Annotated in this window: 12 protein-coding genes; 4 read left to right on the forward strand and 8 right to left on the reverse strand. The window is 71.0% G+C overall.

Annotated features, from left to right (window positions below; all coding sequences use genetic code 11):
• Window positions 1–193: 193 nt before the first annotated feature.
• Window positions 194–3031, reverse strand: coding sequence for an ABC transporter transmembrane domain-containing protein (locus Q0937_RS06645; RefSeq protein ID WP_299301261.1), 2838 nt, complete (start codon window positions 3029–3031; stop codon window positions 194–196).
• A 353-nt stretch (window positions 3032–3384) separates the two neighbouring features.
• On the opposite strand from Q0937_RS06645, the gene Q0937_RS06650 reads away from it, so the two are divergent.
• On the forward strand, window positions 3385–4101 hold the full coding sequence (locus tag Q0937_RS06650) for a DsbA family protein (RefSeq protein ID WP_299301264.1): 717 nt from the start codon (window positions 3385–3387) through the stop codon (window positions 4099–4101).
• 318 nt (window positions 4102–4419) lie between these two features.
• On the opposite strand, the gene Q0937_RS06655 is transcribed toward Q0937_RS06650, so the two are convergent.
• The 6 genes from Q0937_RS06655 to Q0937_RS06680 form a co-directional block, all read right to left on the reverse strand.
• Complete coding sequence (locus tag Q0937_RS06655; protein WP_299301267.1) at window positions 4420–5379, reverse strand: VOC family protein; 960 nt, start codon at window positions 5377–5379, stop codon at window positions 4420–4422.
• 451 nt (window positions 5380–5830) lie between these two features.
• Complete coding sequence (locus Q0937_RS06660) at window positions 5831–7072, reverse strand: amidohydrolase (protein WP_299301269.1); 1242 nt, start codon at window positions 7070–7072, stop codon at window positions 5831–5833.
• A 122-nt stretch (window positions 7073–7194) separates the two neighbouring features.
• Window positions 7195–7884, reverse strand: coding sequence for an NUDIX domain-containing protein (locus Q0937_RS06665; RefSeq protein ID WP_299301272.1), 690 nt, complete (start codon window positions 7882–7884; stop codon window positions 7195–7197).
• A gap of 182 nt (window positions 7885–8066) precedes the next feature.
• Window positions 8067–9053, reverse strand: a complete 987-nt coding sequence (glpX, locus tag Q0937_RS06670) for a class II fructose-bisphosphatase (RefSeq protein ID WP_299301274.1) — start codon at window positions 9051–9053, stop codon at window positions 8067–8069.
• A gap of 224 nt (window positions 9054–9277) precedes the next feature.
• Window positions 9278–9406, reverse strand: a complete 129-nt coding sequence (locus Q0937_RS06675; protein WP_299301277.1) for a putative transporter small subunit — start codon at window positions 9404–9406, stop codon at window positions 9278–9280.
• Between the two features lie 89 nt (window positions 9407–9495).
• On the reverse strand, window positions 9496–11226 hold the full coding sequence (locus Q0937_RS06680; RefSeq protein WP_299301280.1) for a sodium:solute symporter family protein: 1731 nt from the start codon (window positions 11224–11226) through the stop codon (window positions 9496–9498).
• A gap of 488 nt (window positions 11227–11714) precedes the next feature.
• Between Q0937_RS06680 and Q0937_RS06685 the strand changes: the two genes are divergently transcribed.
• The 3 genes from Q0937_RS06685 (at window position 11715) to Q0937_RS06695 (ending at window position 14496) form a co-directional block, all read left to right on the forward strand.
• Entirely contained in the window at window positions 11715–12740 is a 1026-nt protein-coding gene (locus tag Q0937_RS06685) for a Gfo/Idh/MocA family protein (protein WP_299301283.1), read from the forward strand.
• A gap of 266 nt (window positions 12741–13006) precedes the next feature.
• Complete coding sequence (locus tag Q0937_RS06690) at window positions 13007–13954, forward strand: RimK family alpha-L-glutamate ligase (protein ID WP_299301286.1); 948 nt, start codon at window positions 13007–13009, stop codon at window positions 13952–13954.
• Between the two features lie 257 nt (window positions 13955–14211).
• Complete coding sequence (locus Q0937_RS06695; protein WP_299301288.1) at window positions 14212–14496, forward strand: hypothetical protein; 285 nt, start codon at window positions 14212–14214, stop codon at window positions 14494–14496.
• A gap of 100 nt (window positions 14497–14596) precedes the next feature.
• Here the strand turns inward: Q0937_RS06695 and xylB are convergent, their stop codons facing one another.
• Window positions 14597–15988, reverse strand: a complete 1392-nt coding sequence (gene xylB / locus Q0937_RS06700) for a xylulokinase (protein WP_299301291.1) — start codon at window positions 15986–15988, stop codon at window positions 14597–14599.
• Between the last annotated feature and the right edge of the window lie 204 nt (window positions 15989–16192).

Raw genomic sequence — 16192 nt, forward strand, 5'->3', positions numbered from 1 at the left:
GGTGCCAGGCACAGGTGACGGTGAGGTGTCGCCCTCGTGGCGATCAGGAGAGGAGCAGACCACCGGGCCGTCGTGAGGCAGCGAGCACTGGCGCGTGGTGACACGCTCCGGTCATACTTCCGGAGCGTGCTCCCCGTCGCCCGTCCTCGACAGCAATCCCGTCGGGAGCATGCCTGCGCGCCGTCCGGCCGGTTCAGCGGGGGGTGTCCCCGGCGGCCTGGATCCACGCCGCGAGCCAGGAATCCGGGTCCCCGGCGAGCTGCGCCGGGGCGCCGTCCTCGGCGAGGACGCCGCTCTCGAAGCACACCACCCGATCGGCGCCGAGCACGGTCTCCGGCTGGTCGCTGCTGATCAGCGCGGTGCGCCCGGCCGCGAGGGAGGCCAGCGCACGGTGCACCGAGTCGTGCTCGGTGGGATCCAGCTCGGCGTCGGCGCCGTCGAGCATCACCACCGGGGCGTCGCGCAGCAGCGCCCGGGTGATCGCGATCCGGCGGCGCTGCCCGTCGGACAGCGCTGCGCCACGGTGGGCGAGGAGGGTGTCGTAGCCTTCGGGAAGCAGGGTGATGAACTCATCGGCGCCGCTGCGGCGAGCGGCCGCGACGACCTCGTCGTCGGTGGCGCCGGGCCGGCCCACCCGGATGTTCTCCCGCACGGTCTCGCTGAACAGCGCCGATTCGCGTTGGACGACGGCCATCGCGCTGCGCAGATCCGCCAGGGCGAGGGTGCGGGTGTCGTAGCGGTCCAGCAGCACCCGTCCGCTGTCGGGCTGGTCCAGGCGCAGCAGATAGGACAGCAGCGCGGACGCCTCGGCCCCGTCGCGTCCCACCAGGGCCACGTGCTGGCCGGCCGGGATCATCAGCGAGACGTTCTCGAACAGCGGTCCCCGCGGCCCGGCGGTGCCGAGCGCCGAGTACACCACCTCTCCGCGCAGTGCACCGAGAGTCTGGGCGCGGCTGGGCTCGGTGATCACGGGGCGGTGCTCGAGCAGCGTCCCGATCCGGCCTCCGGCAGCGGCGATGGCCGGCAGCCCGGTCGACTGGTGGACGACCTCGCGGGCCAGGACCACGGCGATCAGCACGGCGGCGATCACCATCGTGAGCTCACCGGGGGTCATGGTGCCGGCGTTCATGCGCCAGCCGCCCAGGAGCAGCGCGGCGCCGATGCCCAGTCCGGCGACCAGCTCGCCGAGGAAGCCGCCGACGGCGCTGCTGCGACGGGCAGCGGTATGGGAGCGGGCGGAGCGGTCGCCGAGCTCGGCGAGGCTGTGCTGGGCCCGCTGCTCGAGCCCGTAGGACTGGATGGTGCGGGTGGCGGCGAGCAGTTCGTCGGCCGTCTCGGCGAGGACCACCCCGTCGGCGAGGGCCGCGGTCTCCTTCCGTCGCTGTGCGGCAAGGGAGACGCGTGCCACCAGGGCGTACAGCCCGGCGCTGACCAGCACGATGGCGGCGGCGATCGGTTCGACGACCAGCATCATCACGATGAGCGAGGCCAATGCCAGCAGGCCCGTCACCAGGCGCGGTCCGGTGTGGGCGACCAGGTCCCGCAGCCGTGCCACGTCCTCGGTCAGCGGGGAGCTGACCCGGCTGAGGTTCTCGCCGTCCCGCCCGGGGCTGAGGAGATGGAGATGGCCGAGCAGGCGGCCGCGCAGTGCGGTGGCGACGTGGCCCCCGATCCGGTGCAGGATCCCGACCGAGAGAGCGCGGAATCCTGCCTGCAGCGCCATCAGGGCAACCAGCGCCCCGGCGGAGAGCAGCAGGGCGGTGCCCGGATCGGCCCCTCCGCCGGTGGAGGCGGTGGCTCCGGCGCCGGCCGCAGCGAGCGCCGCATCGATCGAGTACTTCAGCGGGAAGGGCAGCGCGACCAGCATCCAGACGCTCAGCACCAGAGAGATCAGGCCGACGATCAGCGCCGATCGGTGGGCGTGCAGATCCGGCAGCACGAGGTCGAGCGCCGCGCCGAGGGTGCCCGTGCGGCGGGCATCCTGGCCTGCGGCGGTCTTCGGGCCCGGTGCAGGTGCGGACTGCGGTGGGACGGGGAGTTCGGCGGCGCTCGGCGACTGCTCGACGGGGGCCGGCGAGAGGGCGGAGCCACCGAGGGGCACCGGAGACGCCGCGGGCATCGGTGTCGTGACCGGGAGCGATCGGGTCGACTCCGCGGGAGCGGCCAGCCGGGTCGGCTCCGCGGGAGCGGCCTGCGGGCCGAGCGTCGCCGGTGCCGCCGGGGAGGGGCCTGGGGTGGGCACGGGCTCGACGTCGGGCGCAGAATCTGGCGAGGATTCCCGGTCGGTCCGGGGCTCGGAGGCGGGCACGGAATGGGGCTCGGCCACGTGCTCCGACGCGGCATCATCGCGGATCACCTGCCAGCGCTCTGCCGATTCCTGGTCTTCGAGGGACTCCGCGGCCAGCTCCTCATGCGTCCCCGCTGCGGGTCTCTCCTCCGCCCCACGCACCGGGTCGAGAACCGGGATCTCGTGGGTGGACGGCGTCAGCTCTGCCGCCGGCTCCTGTACCCAGAGGTCCGCGGGCACGGGGTCCTGCGGGTCCAGCTCCGGTGAACCCTCGGGCTGCGTCGCCCCCTCCCCTGCGGACTCCCCTGCAGAGTCGCGGGCGGCAGGGCGCCGGAAGGGGCGGGCTGTGGCACGAGGTGCTCGTCGCAGCCGGACCCCGCGCAGGGATGGAGAGGAGGGGCTGTGCGGAGAGTCCTCTGCGTCCTCCGCAACAGGCTCCTCCGCAGGCTTCTCAACGGAGTCCCCAGCGGGCTCCTCAGCAGGCTCCCCAGCGGGCTCCTCAGCAGAATCGTCGGCCGAAGGAGCTGGCTCCACCAGCTCGAACCGACCCGGCGCGGCCGCGCCCTCTGCCGCATCGACCCCGTCCGACCCGGCCCAGGCGTCTCGCGCCAGCTCATCCGACCAGGGCGGCGGGGAGGTGCGACGCTTCGGGGAGCCGATCTCGATCCACGCGGGCTCTGCGGAGGCCGGGGCATCGTTCGAGGCAGCGCGGACGGGGACATCGGGGCTGGAATCGGTGCTCATGCGCTCTGCTCCTCCTGGCATCGCAGGGCAGCCCGGCAGTCCGCTGCGGCTGCGCGGCCGAGGTGCGAGGTGCGGTGGTTCACGATGGTCATGGCGGTCCTGAGAACGTCGGGAAGAGATACCCGGAGGAACGCACCGGGGCGAGTAGCGCTCCAGTCTGTCACCGTCCGTGGCGATGCCCATGCTGACCGGGCCCGGTGAAGCGCAGGTGAGACGATGATGAGGACTTCCTCAGTCTGCGCCAGGAGCGGAAGCGCCCACCTCGCCCTGCCACCCCGAGCCCCCATCCAGTAGAATTTTCAAGGAACGCGGTGGTCGTGCCACCGCCACAGACCCCGCTGACGGAGGATCCGATGACCCAGACCCCAGAGAACCGGACCGCACCGAGCGATCCCGCCGCTCCGCTGATCACCATCGACGTCTGGACCGACGTGGTGTGCCCGTGGTGCTACATCGGCGAGTCGCGCCTGCATGATGCGATCGAGGCGGAGGGCCTCAGCGATCAGGTCCACGTGCGCGCCCACTCCTTCGAGCTGGATCCGACCTCGCCCACCGACAGCGCGAAGGACAACATCGCGCACCTGGTCGAGGCCAAGGGCATGGACGAGGCGAAGGTTCGTGAGATGGAGGAGCAGATCCAGGGCATGGCGCAGGAGATGGGCCGCGAATACGTCACCGGGCGTCCGATGGCCAACACCCGCGGTGTGCACCGGGTGATGCAGGCGATCGGCGAGGCGCACGGAGTCGACGCGGCGACGGAGTTCTTCATGCAGCTCCAGCGCGGCTACTTCACCGGCACCGCGAACCCCTTCGAGGCCGACGCCGTGATCGCCCGCGCCGTCGAGGCGGGTCTGGATGAGCAGGCCGCCCGTGCCGCGCACGCCGGCGAGACGCACGACGACAAGGTCGAGGCGGAGGTGCGCGAGGCCGCCTCAATGGGTGCCCGCGGCGTGCCGTTCTTCCTGTTCAACGACAAGTACACCGCCCCCGGCGCGCTCCCCCTGGAGTCCTTCCGCCAGGCGCTGCGGCAGATCGCCGACGAGGCCCGGGCCGAGCGGGCCCAGGCATGAACAGCGCGGGGCACAGCTCTGGCACCACCACCGACCGGGCCGACGCGCCGGCTGTCGCGCCGACGGTGAACGACGCGGCCGCCGGCGCAGCCGACGATGCAGGCACGGCCGCCACGGCCGGGACGACCGGGACGACCGGCTCGCCTGCACCGCTGACCTCCTTCACATCGCTGCTGGGCGGGACGATCGAGGGCGGGACGAGCTGTGCGGCGGACGGCACCTGCGACTAGGCCAGAGCTCGCGCTCACCCGCAGCAGAGAGATGCCCGGACGCACCACGAGGGGCGTCCGGGCATTTCCCTGCGTGGGAGTGTGCCGGTCAGCGGGCCAGCAGCTCCTCGGTGGTGGTGCCGGGAACGCTGATCGTCACGGGGGTGCTCCACGGGTCGGAGACCTTCACGGAGCGGCCCTCGTCCGCGTAGGACAGGCCCGCCCGCTTCAGGCGCGCGGTGAGCGCATCGAGGTCGTCACGGCCGGGGACGGTGATGGCGACGTTCGCCAGGCCCAGCGAAGTGGCGCGCGGACCAGCGCCGCGGCTGTTCCAGGTGTTCATCGCGACGTGGTGGTGGTAGCCGCCGGCGGAGGCGAACAGAGCGCCCGGGTGGCTGCCCACGGTGGTCTCGAAACCGAGGGTGTCGATGTAGAACTTCCGGGCGGTGTCGACGTCGCCGACCTGCAGGTGCACGTGGCCGACAATGCCTGGCCGGAGGCCCGGGTCGGTCTGGACATCCTCGGTGAGGTGCTCGCCGAGGTACTTGTCCGGGTCCAGGAACAGCGTGTCCATGGCGACCTGGCCGTTGGTCCAGGTCCACTCCTCGCGGGGGCGGTCCCAGTACAGCTCGATGCCGTTGCCCTCGGGGTCGGCGAAGTAGAACGCCTCGGAGACGAGGTGGTCGCCGGTGCCGGCGAAGCGGGAGCGAGGATCCTGGGCGGCGCGAAGCACGGTGCCGGCGAGCGCTGCCTGATCCTCGAAGAGGAAGGCGGTGTGGAACAGGCCGGCCTGACGGGAGTCGACGGCGGGCAGTCCGGGGGTGGCGACGAGGCGTACGAAGGGCGTGGTGCCACGGCCGAGGACGCGGTGGACCTCTCCGCCCACACGCGCCTGCTCCTCGATCGGCGTCAGCGCGAGGGCGTTCTCGTAATAGGAGCTCATCAGCTCGAGGTCGCCGACGCGCAGGGTCACGGCGTCCATCGCAAGGTCGTCGGAGAGGTGCTGCTCGTCCACTGCGCCGTCTCCAGTTCCGAAAGCGGTGGGAGCGGTGAGGGGGGAGGAGGTCATGACGATCCTTTCGATCGAGGTGGCGATGGATCCATCATCCCGTTAATTGATAGAAAGTTCAACCATTGCACGATGTGGGGTGGCTCATGCACGACGTCCCGCACGGCACCGGGCCGGCGCAGCACCGTCGAGAAGAATCCTCCGGAAAGAGTTCAGGGCGGTGAGCTCAGCTCACCGCCCTGTCCCCGAGCCCGCTCTCCCCTGCCGACTCGGAGCTCTCCCGACCTCGACCCTCGAGATGCTCGAGGGGAGGCGTGGGCTCCACGTTAGGCCTCCCGCCGACGCCCGCGACGGGACCTTGATCCCTCGCCGCGGAGGCTCACGACACCGAGCGACGCGGCCGTTCCCACCGGACAGTCCCGCGTGTCGGCTTTCTCGAACCAACTCGCCGGCCCCGACCGAGGCTGCCCCGCGCGAGGCTGGTCCGCGCGAGGCTGCTCCGCGCTCACACTCAGGCGGGCGCTCCGGCGCTCTCCGGACGCGCGGCATGAGCGGCGGCGAGCTGCGCCGCGCGCTCGAGGATCAGGGCACGGGAATCCGCAGAGCCGGCGACGTCGCGGATCACCCAGGCCATCGCGATCGCGGCGTCGTCCATCAGCCGGTAGCCCTCAGCGGAGGCCGCGTGGGCGGTGAACTCGCGGGTGTGCAGCGCTCCCCCGGCGCCGGTGATGCCGACGAAGGGGTGCAGGCCCGGCACCCGCTGAGTCACGTTGCCCATGTCGGTCGAGGCGGCCATGACGCCGAGCGAGCCGTTCAGCGGCCGACCGAGACGCTCGATCGCGGCATTCCAGGCGGTCCCCAGCAGCTCATCCTGATGGACCGGTTCGTAGAGGGGCTCGGTCTGCTCGATCTCGAGGCCGGCCCCGGTCCCGACCGCACCGGCCTCGAGGCAGGCGAACAGCTGGCCGCGCAGCGTCTCGAACTCGGGCATCGTCAGGGCTCGGCACTCGAAGTCGATCACGGCGGTCTCGGGGACGATGTTGGTGACGCCCGACTGCTGCGGGACCAGGGCCAGGCGCTGTCCATCCTGGATCCGCTGGCGCAGCAACCCGGCCGCGACCTGGGCGATCACGGCGGCGTCATTGGCGTTGATCCCGTCGGCAGGATTGGCGGCGGCATGCGCACCGCGGCCGGTGTAGGTGGCGCGCCAGCGGCCGACGGCCTGGCTGGTCGAGCCCAGCACGTCATAGGTGTCGGTGTGCGGGGTGGGGTGGCTCATCAGCGACAGGTGCACGCCGTCGAAGATCCCGCGCTCGATGAGCAGCTGCTTGCCTCCGCCGTGCTCCTCGGCGGGGGTACCGATCACCTGCAGCGTCACGTCCAGCTCGTCGACCACGTCGGCGAGGGCGAGAGCCGCGCCGAGCGAGGCGCCGGCGATGAGGTTGTGCCCGCAGCCGTGCCCGATCCCGGGCAGGGCGTCGTACTCCACGCACAGCGAGGCCACCAGAGAACCGGTGCCGAGGGTGGCGCGGAAGGCCGTGGTCAGCTCGGCGACCCCGCGCTCGACGGCGAACCCGGCCCCTTCGAGGAGATCGGCGCAGCGGTCGTGGGCGCGGCGTTCCTCGAAGGCGATCTCGGGATCGGCGTGGATCGCGCGGGCGAGGACATGGACCTGCTCGCGCCGGGCGGCATAGGCGGCGGCGAGGGCGTCCTCGGCGAGGTCCGTGCGGGGGCTGGTGGCGTCATCGGTCACCCGACGATCCTGCCACGAGGTGCCTGCGCCCGGCGGGTGTGCTCAGGGCGGGTGTGCTCAGGGCGGGAGTGATCAGACGGCGGCGGCCAGGCTCCGTCTATCGGGACGCAACAGCGGCGGGCTCAGTCGCCGTTGCGCAGCAGCGGCGGCACCAGGTACTTGCCCTGCCCCGCGCAGTAGAGGCGGGCCGGGCGCCCCCCGGTGGGTGCCGCATGCCGGTCCAGCTCCACGAGGAAGCCCTCGGTGCGGGTGGCCTTGCGGTGGAAGTTGCCCGCATCCAGGGTCGCGCCCCAGACGCTCTCGTACACCCCGCGCAGCTGCGAGACGGTGAACTCCTCAGGGAGGAAGGTGACGGCCAGGGTCGTGTACTCGAGCTTGCTGCGCGCCCGCTCGATCGAGGATTCGAGCACGGCGGCGTGGTCGAAGGCCAACGTGACCTCGCCGAGGTCCGCGACCGCCCACCAGCGCGCGTCGGCCACATCGTCGCCACGCCGGGGATCCGGGAGATCCGCGCCGAGCGCCATGAAGGACACCGAGACGACGTGACCGCGGGGGTCACGGCCGGGAGTGCCGAAGGTCTTCACCTGCTCAAGGTGGACCGCGCCGCTGCCGAGCGAGGCCTCGTCGGCCAGCACCCGGTGGGCGGCCGCGTCGAGATCCTCGCCGTGCTGGATGAAACCGCCGGGAAGCGCCCAGGCACCGCGGTGGGGCTCATCCTCGCGCTGGATCAGCAGCACGTTCAGCACGCCGTCCCGGAGGGTCAGGACGGTGAGGTCGACAGCGACGTGGATCTCGGATGCGGTGGGAGCCATGTGTCCAGATTACGCCGGGTTATGGTCAGCTTGACTGCAACTGCAAGGCGACTCACAGGTAGCAACCAGGCGGTCGCCCAGAGACTGCCGACCCGGGCCATCGGTCCCGGACGATGAACGCCATTGCGCACTCCGCTTCCACCGGCGGAAGCCAGATGCGCAATGGCGTCCCGAACCCTGGCTCAGTCGGTGAGCCAGCGGCTCCACTTCTCCGCGCGGTGCTCGGCCTCGACGATGCGCACGGTGCCGGAGGTGGAGCGCATGACGATCGACTCGGTGACGATGCGGTCGCCGCGGTATCGCACCCCGCGCAGCAGGTCGCCGTCGGTGATGCCGGTGGCGGCGAAGTAGCAGTTATCCGTCGCGACCAGGTCATCGGTGGTCAGCACCCGCTCGAGATCATGGCCGGCGTCGATCGCCTTCTGCTTCTCGGCGTCGTCGATCGGGGCCAGCCGGCCCTGGATCATGCCGCCGGTGGCCTTGACCGCGCAGGCGGCGATGATGCCCTCGGGAGTGCCGCCGGTGCCCAGCAGCATGTCGACCCCGGCGCCGCGGGCTGCCGCGATGGCCCCGGCCACGTCGCCGTCCATGATGAATTTGACGCGTGCCCCGGCCGCCCGGATCTGATCGACCAGCGGCTCGTGCCGCGGCCGCTCGAGGACGCACACGGTGACCTGGTTGACGGGCTTGCCGAGCGCCTTGGCGACCAGCTTGATGTTCTGCTCGATGGGGAGCCGGAGGTCCACGAACTCCGCGGCCTCCGGGCCCACCACCATCTTCTCCATGTAGAACACGGCCGAGGGGTCGTACATGCTCCCCTTCTCGGCGACCGCGAAGACCGCGAGCGCGTTGTTGTAGCCGAGCGCCGTCAGGCGGGTGCCGTCGATCGGGTCCACGGCGACGTCGACGTCCGGGCCGGTGCCGTCGCCCACGGACTCGCCGTTGAAGAGCATCGGGGCTTCGTCCTTCTCCCCCTCACCGATGACGACGGTGCCGTTCATCTGCACGGTGTCCATGAAGGAGCGCATCGCGTCGACCGCTGCGCCGTCGGCCAGGTTCTTGTCCCCTGCACCGACCCATCGGGCTCCGGCGATGGCGGCCGCCTCGGTCACGCGGACCAGTTCGAGGGCGAGGTTGCGGTCGGGGGCGTTGGAGGCGGGGGTGATCATGAGGTCTCCTCGTCGTCGAGTTCAGGGCGATGTCATGGCCCGGACCTGCCATTCCGACAGGCCGAGCGGTGCCTGGCGTGCTCCTCGGACTCTACCCGGAGGGGGTTGCGCGCGAGGGCCATGGCGGCTTCTCATCTCTCCCTCGCGGCGCGACGAAGGAGCAGCACCCGCCGTCCCCGTGGTGGGGGCGGCGGGTGCTGTCCTGACTCACGGCGCGGGCCGGATCAGATGAGCATGCGGCCTTCGTCGCGGGCTTCCTTGGCGTCCTTGGCGAAACCGCGGGCGATCGCGGCCAGGACGCCGAGCACGAGCACGGGCCACATCAGCACGTAGATGGTGAGCAGAGCGGTCATGGCTGTTCTCCTCTCAGAGGGTGCGGACCGGCCGGAGCACGGTCACGCGGGGGACGGAGCGGCGGCCGGTGCCGGTCGCCGCGAGCGGATCAGCTGCTGGTCGAGCGCCCCGCGGCGGCAGCGTCCGCGAGGACGATGTCCTCGTCAGCGGTGAGGGTCTCGTCATCGAAGTCTCCGGTGACCTTGTTGATCGTGGAGAAGTCGAAGTCCTGCTTCGACCGGAAGCTCAGCAGGTAGCAGACCAGGAAGGAGACCGAGTAGGCCACCAGCGAGCCGGAGAGGGTCTCGTAGTCCCGCAGGAAACCGAAGCCGAACGGCAGCACCGCGAGGATGGAGACGACGCCGACGATCACGGCGACGCGCTTCCCGAAGAAGCCGAAGGACATGATGCCGAGCACCACGCCCACGCCGATGATGGCGAGCATCTCGACCAGCAGCGCCCAGGCCCCGGTGATCGGGATGAGCTGGAAGCGCACCGGCAGGAAGATCGCCAGGGCGGCGACCACAGCCAGGGAGAACGCGAGGTTCGTGACCTTCTTCCAGTAGAAGGAGGCGATGACCGGGAAGACCAGGCAGCCCCACATCGCGCCGACGAAGACCAGGAGGTCCAGGATGTTGAACTTCGCCGTGGCGAAGTACAGGGCCAGGCCCGTCGCGGTGATCATCGTGATCCGGCCGATCAGCAGCATCAGCTTCGGGTTCACGTTCTTGCGGCCGACGGATTGGCCGTAGATGTCGGTCATCACGATCGAGCTGAGCGCCGAGAGATCGGAGTCCGCGGTGGAGGACAGTGAGCCGATGATCATGATGAACGCGAGCGCGACCAGTGCCACGGGCAGGTACGTGCCCACCATCTGCGGCATCAGGTTGTTGACGTCGCCGCCCATGGGCTGGACGCCCAGGTACAGCGCCATCACGCCCAGCATGCCGATCCCGATCACGGTCGCGCCGTAGCCGATCGTGGCGGTGATGAAGGTGGGCTTGATGAGGTCCTCCCGCACGGCGAAGAGACGCTGGGCGATGGTCTGGTTGCCGATCGCGTAGGCGAGCACCGCGGCGATGTACGGGGCGCCCTGGTTCATGAAGGCGTCGGAGGAGAAGAAGCTCTCCTGCTGCGGGGTGACGTTGCCGGCGGCGACACCCTCGGCGAACATCGACGGGCCGCCGGCCAGGAAGAACACGGCGGGGATGATGATGCCGGCGGCGCCGAGCATCGCCATCACCTGCGCGAAGTCGGTGAGCACGGAGGCGCGGAAGCCGGACCACAGGGTGTACATCAGCACCCCGGCGGCGATGATCAGGATGCCGGCGCCGAAATCGAGCGGTGAGAGCATCGCGATGATGGCGCCACCGGCGATGAAGTTCGAGGTCAGGGAGATGACCGAGCCGAGCACGTTGGAGCCGGCGAGCATCAGCTGCGAGGAGCGGCCGTGGCGGGCGTACATCACCTCGGCGAGCGTGTGGGCACGCGGGGCGACCTTGCGGATCCGCTTGCCGAAGGGGTAGATGAACAGGATCATCAGCGCCCCCCACAGCCCGTAGTGGATGGGGCCGGAGACGCCGTAGGTGTAGCCGGCGGTGACCGAGGCGTACATCGAGGACGCCCAGATCCAGGTGGCCGTCATCGAGGCGGCGGAGACGCCGAAGCCGATCTTGTTGCCGGCGGTCATGTAGTCGTCGGCGTTCTCCTTCTTGCGGGAGATGGAGACGGACATCCACATCGTGGCCCCGTAGAACAGGAGCAGGAGGAGCAATACTCCGATGATTCCTAGCTGGACGATCTCACCTGAGGGCGCGGGCGGCACTGGGCTTCCTTTCATTGCGGACAACTGGTCTCCTGCAACCGGTCATCCGCGCACGCTGCTCAGAGCGCGCTGACATCAGGGCGGAGCCCTGCGGGGCCGACCGGCAATCGGCCCCCTCGCACGAGCCGTTCGTCGTCGACCCGGGCGGCGCCTGGCGCCTGCTCCGGGGACGGGACGGCGGCCGCGGCCCCTGGGCCCTCCTGGGGCCGGTCCGCAGCTCACTTCGCACGTGGAGCCGTATAGATACTCGCACAGTGCATGTTGCTTGGCTACCCGAACGGTCACTTATCGATAACTCATGCAGGTCACGACGCATAAACTAATTGTCGGACAAACAGATTTCGGGTAGGACGCCCGTCACTCTGCATGTCGATGCATTGCGCGGCGTCGCTCCCGAAGTGCCGGATGCATCCGATGGCATCTCGTCGCTCTCCTTCATACGTCCCACGTAAGGTGGCGGACATCGACGTCGGCTGCATCGGTGCGGCCAGGAATGAGGAGACATGAGCGCCAGGCGCATCGGACTGGTCGGATGCGGGGACGTCTCGGTGGTGCACTTCGAGGCGATCCGGGACATCGAGGGACTCGAGCTGGTGGGTGTCGCCGACACCGACCCGGAGGCGCTCGCCCGTGCCACCGAGGCCACCGGGGTCCCCGGCTTCGCCAGCACGCAGGAGCTGATCGATGCGGTGGAGCCCGACGCGGTGCACGTCACCACCCCGCACGACGAGCACATCGACCCCACCCTCACCGCACTGGCGGCCGGGGTGCACGTGCTGCAGGAGAAGCCTCTCGCACACACCCTCGAGGAGGGGCAGCGCCTGGTGGATGCCGTGAAGAACGCGGGCCCGGACGCACCGAAGGTGGGCATCTGCTTCCAGAACCGCTACAACCTCGCCAGCGAGCGACTGCACGAGCTGCTCGCCTCCGGTGAGCTCGGCGCGGTGCGCGGCGCCTGGGCCTCGGTGGTGTGGACCCGCAGCGCGGACTACTACCACGCCAAGCCCTGGCGGGGCACCTGGGCGAACTCCGGCGGCGGCCTGCTGATCAACCAGGCGATCCACACCCTGGACCTGGTGCAGTGGCTGCTGGGCGGGGTGGAGCGCACCGACGGCCATGTCGCGACCCGCAAGTACGGGGACGTAATCGAGGTCGAGGACACCGCGGAGCTGCTGCTGCATCATCCGGGCGGCGTGACCACATCCTTCTACGCCACCCTCACCGCTCCCCAGCACCGCCCCGTCGAGATCGAGCTGGACTGCGAGAACGCCTACGTGACCCTGCGTGGCGGCACCGATGGCGGGCTCACCATCCGGTGGTCCGACGGGCGCGTGGACACCATCGGCGAGCGCTCCGTCACCTCCGGCGGCCGCTCCTACTGGGGCGTCTCCCACGAACTGCTGATCCGCGACTTCTACGCGCGACTCGACGAGCCCGAGCCGTTCTGGATCGGTCCTCAGGAGGCGATGGCCTCGCTGGAGATCCTCAAGGAGGCGTACCGGCTGAGCGGGGTGGGTCAGCAGGCCTGAGCGGAGTGGACACCACAGCCTGAGCACCGCGGCGACCGCAGGACCGCAGCACGCAGGACCGCAGGACCACGCGCCGGTGGTGCTGCCCGGTGCATAGGGGTGCGGCGCCGGTGCGATCCGCTCACTGTTCCCGGGTGATCCGCACACAGAAACGTTCCCGCGGGAACGTCTGCGAGCGCACAGGGAGGGCGTGCCTGGTCATCGCTGCGGTGGGCACCACCGGACACCCCACGGCCGGGCCCGCATTCTTCACTAGGCTCGCGCCCATGACCAGCATCGGCATCGTGATCACCCACGCCAACACCTTCCCCGCCGCGGACCCGGAGCTGGACTCCCAGCCCCTGGTCGCAGCGCTGCGCGGTCGGGGTGTGCACGCCGAACAGCTGGTGTGGCACGACGGGACGATCGACTGGGCCGCCTACGACCTGTTGGTCCTCCGCAGCCCCTGGGACTACTCGCTGCGCCCGGCGGAGTTCGAGGCCTGGCTGGACCGCGCCGCAGGGCTCACCCGGGTCCTCAACGAGCCGGAGCTGGTGCGCTGGAATATGGACAAGCGCTACCTCGAGCAGCTCGCCGCAGCCGGTATCCCCGGGGTGCCCACCAGCTATCACGGTGAGGAAGAGTCTCTCGCCAAGGCGCTCGCCGCCGTCGGCGCCGCAGCCCGTAGGGCGGGCCGGGTCGATGCAGGCGACGCGGCGGGCCGTGCCGACGGGGCCCCGTATGTCGTCCTCAAGCCGACGGTCGGGGCAGGCGCCCTGCAGACGGGCCTTTTCGCGCCCGAGGACCCGGCGGCCCTGGCTCAGGGCCGCGAGATCCTCGCCAGCGGCGGCGTCGTGATGCTGCAGCCGGAGGTGGCCGAGCTGTCCGAGGGCCGGGAGAAGGCGCTCTACGTGGTCGACGGGCGCTTCACGCACGCGATCGCCAAGGGTGCGCTGTTGGCCCGGGGCGGCGGGCTGCTTGGCGGCACCTACCGGGAGCGGCCCGCCGTGGTCGAGGCGACGCCGCAGGAGCGGGAGTTCGCCGAGCAGGTGCTCGCCGCCGTCGCCCGGGTCACAGGCCTGGACACACCGCTGTACGGCCGCATCGACGTCGTGGACTCCGCTCGCTGCGGCCTAGTGCTGCTCGAGGCGGAGCTGTTCGAGCCGCTGTTCAACCTGCCGCTGGTCCCCGCGGTAACCGAGACGTTCGCGGAAGCGATCCTGGCGAGGGTGTGAGGCCCGGCTCCAGCTCGCGGTGCGCACCTTCAGCTCCCAGTGCGCGCCGTGCATCCAGTTTCCAGTAGGCGCCGAGCGGCGCGGGCGGAGTCGCACGCGGAAACGTTCCCGCGGGAACGTCCGTGAGCGTGCGAGGTCGACGTGAACGCGTTGTTCCCGCGGGCGCTCGGCCTGCCAGCACCAGCTCGACCCTCGGGCCAGGGCGCCGGCGTGGTCACAGCGACCCGCATGCCACCCCCGGCGCTACTCTCGACTCCATGACAGAGCACCCCGTACCCGGAGGGCACACGAAGCACCGCTCCGGCGGGTACGCGCTGCTCTTCGGTCTGCTCTCCCTCGCGTGCGCGCTGATCCCCGTCATCGGCGACCTGGTCGCGGTGCCCGCCGCGATCATCGCGGTCGTCTACGGGGTCGTCGGTGTCGGCCATTACGACGCGGGCCGGGCCCCGCGGATGCTTCCGGCGCTCGTGGGCGCCATCCTGGGCGCGATCGCGCTGCTGATCGTGGTGCTGGGATTCATCGCGACGAGCCCGCTGGGCTAGTTCGGGCGGCGGAGGTCCTGGTGCGCTCCCGGATCGAGGCGGCTCGCCGCCGAGACGCGGAGACGTTCCCGCGGGAACGTCCCTGCCGCCTCGAGCGCTCTCAGCCCCAGTTCTCGGTGCGGTCCTTCAGCTCGCGGTACGCGCCCAGCACCTCGGGTGTGGGCTCCGCGCCGACGGTGCGGGAGCCGCTGATCCGCCAGGCCGGTGCCTCCTCGAAGCCGGACAGCGCCCAGGCGGCCTGGCGAGCGGCACCGAGGGCGACGTACTCGCCCTCGGGGGCGATGGTCACCTCGCGGCCGAAGATCGCCGGCGCCAGCTGCTGGACGGCCTGGCTGCGGGCGGCGCCGCCGATCAGGGTGATGCGGGCGGCGGCGGTGCCGGTGCGGTCCTCGAGCGCGGCGATCCCGTCGGCCAGCGAGCACAGCAGGCCCTCGACGTAGGCGCGGGCCACGTCCTCGCGAGTCGTCGCCGTGCTCATCCCGGTGAGGGTGGCGCGGGCGGTGGGACGGTTCGGGGTGCGCTCTCCGTCGAAGTACGGCAGCAGGGTCACCCCGTTCGCGCCGGGCACGGAGGCCAGCGCCAGACGGGAGAGCTCCTCGTGCTCCACTCCGAGCAGGGCTCGGGCTACCTCGAGGATGCGGGAGGCGTTGATGGTGGTGGTCATCGGCAGGAAGTTGCCGGTGGCGTCCGCGAAACCGGTGACGGTGCCGCTCGCGTCACCCGGGCGGGTGGGGCTGACCATCGCGCACACCCCGGAGGTGCCGATCGAGACGGAGACGTCGCCGGGGCCCTGCGAGAGGCCGAGCGCGGCGCCCATGTTGTCCCCGGTGCCGGCCGCGATCACGGCGCCGCAGGCTGTGCGGGCCATGACCTCCTGCGGGGTGCCGGGCAGGCGGGGCAGTTCGAGCGCCTTGCCGAGGGCCGCCTCGGCCAGCGCGGGCACCCAGGCTTCGGCGCGGGTGGAGTAGTAGCCGGTGCCGGAGGCGTCGCCGCGGTCGGTGAAGGGTGCAGTGCCCTGCTCAGCGAGGTGGAGGGAGACGTAGTCATGCGGGAGCATCACGCTGGCAGCGCGCTGGGCGTTCTCCGGCTCGTTGTCCCGCACCCAGCGCAGCTTGGAGGCGGTGAAGGAGGCGACCATCAGGCTGCCGATCTCCTCGACGGAGGCCTCCGGCCCGCCCATCTCCTGGATCAGGGTCTCGGCCTGCGGGGCGGAGCGGGTGTCGTTCCACAGCAGCGCGTCACGCACCACCTCGCCGCGGCCATCGAGGAGCACCATGCCGTGCTGCTGACCGCCGACGGCGACGGCGTCCGCGCGCTCCAGCAGAGGTCCGGCGGTCTCATCGACTGCGGCGAGCCAGGCGCGGGGGTCGACCTCGGTGCCGTCGGGGTGGCTCGCGCGGCGCTGCTCGAGGACCTCGCCGGACTCCGCGTCGACGAGGAGGGCCTTGGTGGCCTGGGTGGAGGAGTCGATGCCGAGGACGAGGGGTGCCATCAGAGGGGCCTTTCCGTCGTGAGATCTGGGTGGGGAGTACGGCACGGGGAGTTCAGAGCCGCGGAGGACCGCGTGAGTCCTGCGCCGCGCGGGGACCGCGTGGGTTCTGCGCCGCAGAGGACCGATGCGAGAGTTCGCATCGGTCCTCCAGCGACATTACTCGGCGGCACCGCCGGGTGCGCCGGAGCAGAGCCGGGTTGCACC

It is taken from the genome of uncultured Brachybacterium sp. (genome assembly GCF_947500705.1).
Lineage (GTDB): Bacteria > Actinomycetota > Actinomycetes > Actinomycetales > Dermabacteraceae > Brachybacterium.